Source organism: Arthrobacter sp. 18067 (genome assembly GCF_902706295.1).
Taxonomy (GTDB): Bacteria; Actinomycetota; Actinomycetes; order Actinomycetales; family Micrococcaceae; genus Arthrobacter.
Genome location: NZ_CACSJJ010000001.1, coordinates 398,379 through 409,072, shown reverse-complemented (window position 1 = coordinate 409,072; position 10,694 = coordinate 398,379). Strand labels below are relative to the sequence as shown.

Genomic DNA, 10,694 nt, shown 5'->3' with positions numbered 1-10,694 from the left:
AAAGCAGCGGCAGCCCTGGGAATCAGGACTGCCGCGTCATGGTTGCGCGTGCTCACGTCAGGGACGGAGGGGCGCTCGTGTGGTGCGAAGGTGCGGAACTGGCCGCTGGAAAGCGGCCGCTACTGGAATTGGCCGATCTGGAGTGGACCCAGCACATCACCGTCCAGGAGGGGACCGTTGATCAGCGGGCCGTTGATGAGCCCACCGTTCAGGATGCCTCCAGCCAGCAAATTGTTGAGCACATTTACCCCGGAATCGGCCGCGGTTGTGTTGGTAGCCGTCGGGGTGTCGGTTGTGGTCGCTGCTTGTGCAGGAAGAGAGGCAAGGGTGAAGGCGGAGGCGGCAAGGACGGTTCCGGCGGCGATGCGTGCGGCGTTCTTGGATGGCTTGTTCACGGGATCTTCTCCATTACGTAGCTGATGTTGTCCGCGCGCCACAGTGTGCCGCGCCATCAGTGATTCGGAGCTGCCACCCTTGTGGATGGGATGCAGTTCAGCCCAAGGTACGGCCACGTTCCAGCCGACCCACCACACCGCCTACGCTGATTTCTACGAGCAGTTGTATGGCAGCGGAACGGCAGCGCTGAAAGACCAGATCTAAGGCACGGTGAACGCGGCACCGCCCTCACCGCGGCGGTCAGTGGGTCAGTCCACCTTCCCACGCTGGATGGCGTGGCCGTCCGCTGGGCCGCTGTTGTGAAGGCGAATAGACGTTCCAACCAGTGAAAGTGCGGATACGAGTGCCGCGCAAGAGCTCGTACGGTTGGAATTTCCTTACTACCCGCTAACCGGGTAGTGAAAGCCAGCAACGGACGGAGCCCCTTTGGTTGACACTGCAGTCGAGCAGGTTCGGCAGGCGGCAAATTCTGCCGCCGTCACACCGGTCATTCCGGGTTTTCATCCGGATCCCACCATCTGCCGGGTCGGCGAAGACTACTATCTGTCGACGTCGAGCTTTGAGTATTTCCCTGGCGCACCGATCTTCCACAGCAGGGACCTGGTGGCGTGGGAGCAAATCGGTAATATCCTCACCCGTAGGAGTCAGTTCGCTGTTGGGGACGGGCGATCCTCCGGCGGAATCTTCGGGTCGACTCTGAGACACCACAACGGTGAATTCTGGTTCGTTACCACCAACATGAGCGACTTTGGTGGCGGCCATTTGCTGTTGCGGGCTAATGAGGCCGCCGGCCCATGGAGTGAACCTGTTCAGATCCCGGGCACACTGGGGATCGACCCGGACATTGCCTGGGACAGCGAGGGGAATTGCTACCTTACCTGGGTGGGGTTCGGTCCTGCCGAGAATGAGTCCGGGATAGTCCAAGCGCGTCTAGATCTGGACGCCGGCCGCCTCTTGGAGTCCCCGAAGAAGGTGTGGCAGGGAACGGGGCTCGCCTACCCCGAGGGGCCGCACCTGTACGAGGTGGGCGGTTGGTGGTATCTGCTGTTGGCCGAGGGTGGCACTGAACGTGGGCACGCGGTCTCTATCAGCCGGGCCAGCAGTCCCGAGGGTCCCTTCGAGCCTTGTTCGGCCAACCCTATCCTCAGTCATCGCAGCACCGCAGCGCCCGTCCAGAACGTCGGCCACGCGGACCTGGTGGAAACCAGCGACGGCGACTGGGCCGCGGTCTACCTCGGTGTGCGTCCCCGCGGCGTTGTTCCCGGCTATCACGTCCTGGGTCGGGAAACCTTTGTCGCGGGTATTTCCTGGGAAGATGGGTGGCCGCGGTTCGATCAAGACCGTTATCAGGTTCCCGCCGCCGACTCTTCGTTCACCGACGATTTCTCCTCCGAGGGCCTTCACCATCGATGGATTTCTCCCGGCAACGACCCCGACACGTTCACAGCCCACAGTCCATCAGGACTCCTCATAGGCCAGAGCAACACGGGCAGCGCTCCGATCCTTGCAACCAGAGTCCCCGGCCTTATGTGGAGTGCCCGCGCGTCAGTTCTCTTGTCCGGTGACGCGGCAGTCAGGTTCCTCCTGAGGATCGACGGCACCCACTGGTATGCCATCGAGGCATCCGGACCACAAATCAGGGTCCTCGCCCAAGTCGGACCACTTCAGCAGGTGCTGGCAACGGCGGAGATCAGCCCGACCAGTGATCCGCTGCAGCTGGTGATCAGCTGCAGCGACTCGCCCTTGGCGGGCCAACCGGGTAAAAATACCGGACCCGACGAAGTCACACTAGCCTTTCGAGATCGGGGCCGGCTGACGACGCTCGCCAGTCTTGATGGTAGGTATCTTTCGACCGAGGTCGCCGGCGGGTTCACTGGTCGAGTCATCGGACTGTCAGCTTTAAGAGGGAGAGTGGTGATGAAGCGCTTCGAATACGACCATCAGGTTTAGGAGTGCCCACTCCTTCAGCGTGTCCCCGAGTGGCTTCAGCGTGTCCTGGAGCGAACAGCAACGAACCCCGCGGCCGGCTGAAGCTAGCGCCGCTTCGGCCGGTAAGTCCGCCCAAAACTACGCTCGGCACCCTCGTACATTTGGTCGAGCTCCCAGTCGTAGCGGCGCCCTCCGGGGACGTCGAAGATCCGGGTGCCGTCGCCGAGGAACACTGGTGCTACGAAGACCTGCAGTTCGTCGATGAGGTCGTGCTCCAGTGCTTGGCGCGCGATGTCGGCGCTGATGATCTGCACGTCCTTGTCGCCTGCGATCTCCTGGGCGCGGCGGACTGCCTCCACGATGTCGCAATTAAGCGCAATGATGGTGGGGTCGTCGGCGATGTCCTCCGGCCGGTGGGTGAGGATGAACTCGGTGCCGGACCAGGCACCGCCATAGGCCTCGGCGGTCATCTGATCCCTGTCGTCCCGTTGGGCTTTCGCGGCGTCATAGCCGTCCCTGCCGGAAATGATCACCGCGACCTCGCCCGCCATCCGCTCCGTGGTGCCGTCGTTGAGTGGTTCGGCATCGGATAACCAGCTCATGTCGTGTCCAGGCCCAGCGATGAAACCGTCGATGGAGCATGTGAATCCCCAGGCTACTTTGCCCATGTCTGTTCCTCGCGTGGAAGGTAGTCTGCGGTGCTGCAGATTACCTGCGGTTGAGTGATGGCTCGACTGTACTCCAGGATGAAATTGATCGGCTACGAACAGACCAACCCGCCAGTAGTTTCCCCTGCAGTATTTCGTGCCATACAGGAGAGCTGCCGGGGGCGTCCGCGAAACGCGTACGCCCCCAAACGAATCAATGCTCCAGATCATGCCCTACGAGATGGCTGCGGGTGGTTGTTCCCCGCTGAGCACCGCGAGGGCGTTGTCGGCTGCGAGCATCGCCATGGCGGTGCGCGTCTCCACCGTGGCCGAGCCAAGGTGTGGCAGCAGCGCAACATTGTCCAACTCCAAAAGGCCGGGATGTACGCGGGGCTCGTGCTCGTAGACGTCAAGTCCGGCTCCTGCGATTGCACCCTCCCGGAGTGCTGCCGCCAAGGCATCTTCATCGACGATGGGTCCGCGCGCGGTGTTGACCAGAAACGCCGAGTTCTTCATTGCCGCGAGTTGTTCGGCCCCGATCAGGTGATGAGTGGCGGGACCGTAGGGGCAGTGCAGGGATACGACGTCGGAAACGGCCAGCAACTCGTCCAGATCGACGCGTTGTGCATCCAGTTCGGCAGCGATCTTGGGATCGATCCCGCTGCGGGACTGGTAGACGACGTCCATGCCGAAGGCCTTGGCCCGACGAGCCGTCGCCTGGCCGATGCCGCCCATACCCACGATGCCAAGTGTCTTGCCCTGCAGGCTGGACCCGAGCAGGAAGAACATGCCCCACTTCCAAGGCTGCCCGGAGCGGATGAGCCGTTCACCCTCGCCAAGCCGCCTGGTTGCCATGAGAATGAGACCGAACGCGATGTCGGCCGTGGCTTCCGTGAGCACGCCCGGCGTATTGGTGGCCACGATGCCCCGTTCGGTGCAGGCGGGCACGTCGATGTTGTCATAGCCGACGGCGACGTTCGCCACGACTTTGAGCTGCGGGCCAGCGGCGTCGAGCAGTTCGGCGTCGACGCGTTCGGTGAGCAGGCTCACGATCGCATCGGCGCCGGCGACCCTGCGCAGGAGCTCTTCGCGGCTGATGGCCTCCGGGCCTGTCCAGGCGTCTACCTCATGCTCAGCGCGAAGCTTTTCAATCGCAGCGTCGGGGATGCGTCCCGTAACGACGACGCGGCTCATGCGGTCACGATCCAATCGCGCAGGCGGCCGAGGCCGTCGCGGATGTCGGCGACGTCGATGCCCGAGTAGGCGAGCCGGATGTATTGCCTCTCTTCGCCTGGCTGGCGTCGGCCGAAGTGCTCGCGGGTGCAGAAGGAGACGCCGGTTTTGTACAGCGCGTCGGAGGCGAAGTCGCCCACTGCCGTGTACCCCATTTTCGCCATGACGTCGGTGACGTCCGGGAACAGGTAGAACGTCGATTGAGGTACCGCGACGTGCATGCCGGGGACGGAGTTCACGAGCTCGCACGCCGCATCCCGGCGCTCACGCAGGATATCGAGCATCTGCTGGACGGGTTCCTGGGTTCCGCGAAGTGCTTCGATGCCCGCCCACTGCACGTAGTGGGTGGTGCATGACTCGTCGTTGGTGTTGAGCGTGCTGAGCACTTTGGCGATCTCAAGGGGCGCGACCGCACAGCCAAGGCGAGAACCGGTCATGGCAAACTTCTTGCTGAAGGTGTAGAGGATAACGGTGCGTTCGGCCATGCCTGGGATCGAAGCGATCGAGCTGGAGACGCCCTCGTAGCGGGTCTCGAAGTAAGCCTCGTCAGAGAGCACCCAGAGGTTGTGTTCCTGGGCGAGCTGAGCGATGGCCTCACGCTCAGCCGCAGTGGATTCCGCGGAGATGGGGTTCTGCAGGTCGTTGTAAATGATTGCAACGGTGTTCGGAGTGATGGACGCGCGTACCTGGTCGAGGTCGATGGAGAAGCCCTGGCTTGTGGGGATATAGCGGTACGGCACGGCCGTGCCTCCGAGGTATTCGATCTGCGACTCGTAGATCGGGAAGCCGGGATTCGGGTAGAGCACCTCCTGCCCGGGATTCATGACCGCCTGCAGGAACTTCGTGATTACCGGCTTGCCGCCCGTCATGACCACGACGTTGTCGGGAGACAGGCTGATGCCTCGACGGGAGCCGAGGTCTTCGGCGAGGGCTTCGCGAAGCTGGGGGATACCGGGGCCGGGGCAGTAACCCGTGTAGCCGTCAGCGATTGCCTTGGTCATTGCTTCGACGATATGTGGGGCGGTCGGGATGTTGATGTCGCCGAGGTGGAAGGGGTAGACCAGGTTCCCCTTCGCTTTCCAGGCCGCGGCGGCTTGGGCGACGCTGAAGGCAGTTTCGGTGCCGAGCCGTTCGAGTCGATGCGCGAGTTGCTGCATGCTGTGTACTCCTCGTTGAGTTAAGAGTCATTCATAGACATCTAATACTTAACTAATATATCAAAGGTGGATGTGACGCGCTGGGTGGAGTGACATCAGCATGTCGGAGCATCTCGGTATGCCCTTGTTGAAGGTTGACCGGGTCCGGCGAGAAGCGTGCGGCGCGGGCATCAAACTCATGGCCCTGCCGTTGGGTCAGAAGGCCGTAGAGTTCTGGTCGGCGCCCCCGGATCCATCGACGCCCGGTTGACAGGGGTATGAGGCTGAGGTCGAGATCGGCGGTGACAATCGCTTCGTCAGCCACCCAGGTTTCGGCGACAATTGACCCGTAAGGGTCGATGATCATCGCATTGCCTGTGCGGATCTCGTTGTCGTCGGGACCAACGCCGTTGCTGAAGAGGATGAAGATTCCGTTGTCGTGTGCCCGGGCCGGTAGCCAGCGCATGAGCCATTCGCGGCCGTGGGGTCCCCGGAATGCGTCTTGGATCGCTGCGGGATCTGCTGTCCGGTTTTCCCACAGCGCGGCCGGGATTGGCTTCATGCCGCGGGGGCTTGGGGAGTCCGTTCCACCGGTTTGGTGAGGTGCCAGCAGAACTGTCGCGCCGAGCAGTGCGGTTGCGCGGACGTTTTCGACGAGGTTGTTGTCCCAGCAAATCAGGATTCCGATCTTGACTCCCCATGGGGTGTCAAACACTGTGAATTGTGAGCCGCTTTCGATGGCCTCGTGTTCGAAAGCATGGATTTTCCGGTGTGTATGGTGGGCTCCGTCCGGAAGGCAAACCGTGTAGGAGTTGTAGAGTTTGCCGTCACCACCGGCCTCCAAGTAGCCGACGCCGATGCCCACCCCCAAATAGCGGGCGAGCCTGCGGACCGCCTGGATGTTCGGGCCGTCCGTGGCCTCGGCAAGCTCCTCCAATCGCTTGGTTGTTTGCCTGCGAAGGTGCCAGTAGCCGAGCAGGCACATTTCCGGGAACACCACCAGTTGTGTTCCGTCTTTGCTCGCCATGGTTGCCAGCCGACGGATGGTCTCGAGATTGAGGTCCGGTCGGTCCGGGACCGCTTCGAACTGCACCGTTGAGGCGCGGAGGATTGGCTGTGAATCGTTGGGCATTGGGTCTCCTTGGTTGTGACCCTCCAATGCTGGCGGTAGTGATACATGCTGTCCAATGAATATTTGACCGTATTTGATTCCATTGAGGAATACTTAGTGAGGGACTGTCACATCAACTGGAGGAATGCGTAACGCGTCTTCGATAGCATTGTGGAATGGAACTTCGCCTGTTGCGCTCGTTTATCGCGGTCGCCGAAAACCGGAACTTCGGTGCCGCTGCCAAGGCGCTGTTGACTACCCAATCCGCCCTCACAAAACAGATCCAAGTCCTGGAACGGCAGGCAGGAACCACACTGTTCTACCGTGGACGGCACGGTGCAGCGCTGACCCCGGCGGGTGAGGCGTTGCTGGTCGATTCGGTTGACCTGGTGCGCAGGGCAGACGCCCTGGCCCAGCGAATGGAGCGCGTGGCGACGGGCGCTGAAGGTGTGCTCAACGTGGGGTTTGGGATGTCGGCGATCGACGTAGCCCCGCGGGCGGTCGCCACGTTCAGGACCAGTTACCCCCGGATTGATATCAGGCTCGAAGACATGTCCTCGTCCGCGCAGTTCGCCGCCATCCGCAACGGTTCTCTAGGCATTGGATTCGTCCGTCTTCCAGCTCCGACGGACATTGCCACGCGGGTTGTTCGTCGGGACCGGCTTGCCCTCGCTGTCCCAACCGGCGAAAAGATTCCTGAGCCCGATCGCAGAAGTTTGCGGACGTGGCTCCAGGACCGTCCTTTGATTCGCCTTGTTCCGGCCCGAGGTCCTGGTTTAACCGCTCAAACCAGCAAACTGTTCTCCGATCTGGGGTGCAGCCCAGCCACCATGTACCAGACCTCGGACTTGCTGACAGTATTGGCCCTCGTCGCTGCAGGAGCTGGATCGTCGGTGGTGCCCGCCAGCGCCTCGGCTATCGTTCCCGACGGTGTGCAACTTATCCCCATAGGCCTCGACTCCGCCAGTTGGAGCATCGGGACTGCTTGGCTCCTCGAGGCCCAAAACCCCTTGATCCCGCTGTTTCTTCAGTCAGTCCAGACCCACCGTGAAGGTGGCATCCAGACCGGTACCGTAGCGGTCCCGTAGAAAGGAGAGCGTCCCGAACTATGCCCCGGCCGGAGTGGGGTTTATCCACACCGGCCTGACGCTGTATTCGGAAATGATCACGCCGGTGGAAGTGGGGATGCTGCGTTCCAGCTTCAGGTCGGTACGCGTTCCATCCGGGAAGAGGCGGGTTCCTGCTCCGAGTACGATGGGGTGCACCAAAAGTGTGTACCGATCGATCAGGCCTGCGGCGTGGAGTTGTCGAACCAGGTTACCGCTCCCCATGATCATGAGGTCGCGGGGGTACCGGTTCTTGAGCAAGGCCACTGTCGATACGGCATCCCCGACGAGGAGTTCGCTGTTCGGGTAGGGCAGTTCGCTGTCAGCGCTGCGCGAGGCGATGAACTTGTCCGAGCCCACCAGGACGTCGACGAACGGGTTGGAGCCGACGGACGTCCAGTATCCCAGTACGTCGTCGTAGGTGCGGTGGCCAAACAGGAGTCCGCCTCCAGTACTCATTCCCTCGCCGGCGTACTTCATCGATACTTCGTCCTGGTATCCGTCGGCCCACCCTCCGTGGGCAAACCCATTGCGCGTGTCTTCGTCGGCGCGGCCGGGACCCTGCATAACGCCGTCGAGGGTGACACTCTCGAAAACAGTGATGGTGGACATTGCCTTCATCTCCTTCTGATGGGTGGCTACCCACAGCTGGACACTAGTGTTCGGCGTCTGCCGCTGCCTGCTTCCGGGCAGTTTTCCCGGCGTCCTTCTCTGCCCGCAAAGCCTCAGCCTCGTGCTGCTCCTCGGCCTTTTCCTGGTGGATTACTTCGGCGAAAAGCTTCTCCATTTCCTTGGCCACCCCGGCTGCTGAGGCAGGGTTCTGGCCGGTCACCAGCCGATCGTCCACCACCACCTTCTCTTCGAAGACGCCGGCGGAGACATGGTGTGCTCCCTGTTCCTCAAGGCGGTCTGCCAGGAAGAACGGGATGACCTTGTCTTTCCCCGCTGCCACTTCCTCGTCATTGGTGAACGCCGCAATGTCCCTGCCTTCGACCAGTCGGAATCCGTTCTCCAATTCCACGTTCAACAGGCCTGCCGGCCCGTGACAGACCGCGCCCACCAGGCCGCCGGCGTTGTAGACACTGGCTACGAGGTTCTGCAGGCCTTCGCTGTCCGGGAAGTCCCACATGGTGCCGTGGCCTCCAACGAGGTAGACGGCGTCGTACTGCCCGGGGTCGATGACATCCACGCGGGCAGTGTTGTAGAGCCCGGCGCGTGTTGTCTCGTCCGTCGTAAAGGCAACCTGGATGGGATCATCGGGGTCCACTTCATCGCGCGGAGGCTGGCCGCCCTTAATGGAAGCAAAATCGACGAAGTGGCCTGAATCTTTGAAGACCTTCCAGGGATGCGCAGCTTCGGCTACGTTGTAGCCGGTCTTCTCTCCCGTATCGCCGAGCTCGGAAACGCTGGTTAGTACCATGAGGATTTTCTTCATGAGGTGCTCCTTTCGTCCACCTTCCACCCTACGCCCCCGCCATTTGCACACGTGCAGCATGGATCAGGCACAGTATGCGCACAGGTGCTACGGGAATCGTTGGTTGAACCAATTCCTGGCTTGAAAGCAGACGGTTCATGCAACGCTCCGCGTCCCTCATCCTTTCGTCGTCATTCCTCGCTGTTACCCTCGGTCTGACCGGATGCGCCACGACTGCGGCCATCAGTCCAGCTGCCTCCAGCAGCGGCACGGCCCAGCCCTCCGGGGCCAGCCCTGGGATCAGTCAAAGCACGACGGCGGGAACTGGCCTCTTTGCCGATGGCGCCACCCATGAGGTCAATGTCGTCTGGGACGAGACCGACTACGCCGCCATGATCGCAGCATACGAAGCGAACGGCTCAAAGGAGTGGATCAAGGCTGACATCACCATTGACGGGACACTTATGTCCGGCGTTGGTGTCCGCCTCAAGGGCAACTCGACATTGCGGAGTTTGAGTGGGGACGGCGATAGGGGTCCTGCCGGTGGAACGGGATCTTCGGACGGCATTTCCGCCAACGTTCCGGAATCGCTTCCCCTGCTCATCGACTTCGACAAGTACGTTGACGGCCAGACCTATGAGGGGTTGACGCAGCTCTCTTTGCGCCCGGGGTCACCGGTACTTAACGAAGCATTGGCGTTGGCGCTGACAGCATCGACCGGTCAGGCCACCCAGCGCTACGCCTACACCACCACCTATTCCGTGAACGGCAGCGCCACCCAAACCCGCTTGCTGGTGGAGAATCCCGACGAATCCTACGCAGACTCCCTCTTTGGCAACGCCGGGGTGCTTTACAAATCCGATGCAGAATCCAGCTTCAGCTACCAGGGCGATGATTTGGAAACGTATGAGGAGCAGTTCAAGCAACTGAACCGGGAGGACTCGGAAGACCTTCAGCCTGTGGTCGATTTCCTCAAGTGGCTGTCAGAGGCCAGTGATGGGGAATTCGACGCCGAGCTTGCCGACTGGGTGGACGTGGACTCTTTCGCGCGCTATGCCGCCACCATGAACCTCCTGGTCAACGGCGATGACATGGCAGCGACAACCTGACGGCGGCGGACCTTGCCAAACAGGCGGACACACCAGGTACCTTCATCCAGAACCGAACGGCAGCGCTTGGGGAAAAAATCCAGGTTCGACCGAGGCCGGTGGCCGCGACTGCTTGAGGACGACCCGGATGATGACACATGCTGGATAGGTCCCTTACCTCAGGAGTGTGAGTGCAATGCCCAAGACCGGCAAGAACGATCATGCCCGGAAGGACGAGTTACCTTCGACCCTTCAGCGCTCGGACCAGAAAGCCCAGGACACGTTCGCCAAGACCTACGATTCGGCTATGGATTCCTACGATGGCGATGAGAGCCGGGCCGCCCGTACCGCTTTCGCTTCGCTGAAACACAGCTACGAGAAGGTGGGCGACCACTGGGAGGCAAAGGAAGAACGAGGCCCTTCGGATAAGCGGGCCGAAGAAGGAATCAACTCAGATGCGCCCACGGCTGGGGGAGTGGATGCCAATGCTTCCAAAGAGCACCTCTATCAGCGGGCCCGCGAGTTGGATATCAAGGGACGTTCGACAATGGACAAGGATGAACTGGTGGAGGCCCTGCAAAAGGCCAATGACGCTGCAACCCGAAAAGCCCGGGAAGGATAGCGAGTACTTGAG

At 61.5% G+C, this 10,694-nt stretch carries 11 protein-coding genes; 4 read left to right on the top strand and 7 right to left on the bottom strand.

Annotation, left to right across the window (positions count from 1 at the left end; genetic code table 11):
- Positions 1 to 119 precede the first annotated feature (119 nt).
- Positions 120 to 395 (bottom strand): hypothetical protein, encoded by a 276-nt coding sequence (locus GVL04_RS01755; RefSeq protein ID WP_159698607.1) that lies wholly within the window; start codon positions 393 to 395, stop codon positions 120 to 122.
- A gap of 427 nt (positions 396 to 822) precedes the next feature.
- Here GVL04_RS01755 and GVL04_RS01750 point away from each other — a divergent pair, with 427 nt between their 5' ends.
- A complete protein-coding gene (locus tag GVL04_RS01750) occupies positions 823 to 2,346 on the top strand; it encodes a glycoside hydrolase family 43 protein (protein ID WP_159698604.1) in 1,524 nt (507 codons plus the stop codon).
- Between the two features lie 83 nt (positions 2,347 to 2,429).
- Here GVL04_RS01750 and GVL04_RS01745 read toward each other — a convergent pair whose 3' ends face one another.
- The 4 genes from GVL04_RS01745 to GVL04_RS01730 form a co-directional block, all read right to left on the bottom strand.
- Positions 2,430 to 2,993, bottom strand: coding sequence for a dihydrofolate reductase family protein (locus tag GVL04_RS01745; protein WP_159698601.1), 564 nt, complete (start codon positions 2,991 to 2,993; stop codon positions 2,430 to 2,432).
- A 213-nt stretch (positions 2,994 to 3,206) separates the two neighbouring features.
- Positions 3,207 to 4,166 (bottom strand): D-glycerate dehydrogenase, encoded by a 960-nt coding sequence (locus GVL04_RS01740; protein ID WP_159698598.1) that lies wholly within the window; start codon positions 4,164 to 4,166, stop codon positions 3,207 to 3,209.
- Positions 4,163 to 5,362 (bottom strand): pyridoxal phosphate-dependent aminotransferase, encoded by a 1,200-nt coding sequence (locus tag GVL04_RS01735; protein WP_159698595.1) that lies wholly within the window; start codon positions 5,360 to 5,362, stop codon positions 4,163 to 4,165. Before GVL04_RS01735 ends, GVL04_RS01740 begins: the two co-directional genes overlap by 4 nt.
- 52 nt (positions 5,363 to 5,414) lie before the next feature.
- A complete protein-coding gene (locus GVL04_RS01730) occupies positions 5,415 to 6,473 on the bottom strand; it encodes a nitrilase family protein (RefSeq protein WP_159698592.1) in 1,059 nt (352 codons plus the stop codon).
- Between the two features lie 155 nt (positions 6,474 to 6,628).
- On the opposite strand from GVL04_RS01730, the gene GVL04_RS01725 reads away from it, so the two are divergent.
- Positions 6,629 to 7,540: a LysR family transcriptional regulator gene (locus tag GVL04_RS01725; RefSeq protein WP_159698589.1), complete on the top strand. Its 912-nt coding sequence runs from the start codon at positions 6,629 to 6,631 to the stop codon at positions 7,538 to 7,540.
- Positions 7,541 to 7,558: 18 nt separating this feature from the next.
- Here GVL04_RS01725 and GVL04_RS01720 read toward each other — a convergent pair whose 3' ends face one another.
- On the bottom strand, positions 7,559 to 8,170 hold the full coding sequence (locus GVL04_RS01720) for a dihydrofolate reductase family protein (RefSeq protein WP_159698586.1): 612 nt from the start codon (positions 8,168 to 8,170) through the stop codon (positions 7,559 to 7,561).
- A gap of 43 nt (positions 8,171 to 8,213) precedes the next feature.
- Positions 8,214 to 8,993 (bottom strand): type 1 glutamine amidotransferase domain-containing protein, encoded by a 780-nt coding sequence (locus GVL04_RS01715; RefSeq protein ID WP_159698583.1) that lies wholly within the window; start codon positions 8,991 to 8,993, stop codon positions 8,214 to 8,216.
- 137 nt (positions 8,994 to 9,130) lie between these two features.
- On the opposite strand from GVL04_RS01715, the gene GVL04_RS01710 reads away from it, so the two are divergent.
- Together GVL04_RS01710 and GVL04_RS01705 are read left to right on the top strand one after the other, a co-directional pair.
- Positions 9,131 to 10,081, top strand: a complete 951-nt coding sequence (locus tag GVL04_RS01710; protein ID WP_159698580.1) for a CotH kinase family protein — start codon at positions 9,131 to 9,133, stop codon at positions 10,079 to 10,081.
- A 175-nt stretch (positions 10,082 to 10,256) separates the two neighbouring features.
- Positions 10,257 to 10,682: a ChaB family protein gene (locus GVL04_RS01705; protein WP_159698577.1), complete on the top strand. Its 426-nt coding sequence runs from the start codon at positions 10,257 to 10,259 to the stop codon at positions 10,680 to 10,682.
- The last annotated feature ends 12 nt before the right edge of the window (positions 10,683 to 10,694 follow it).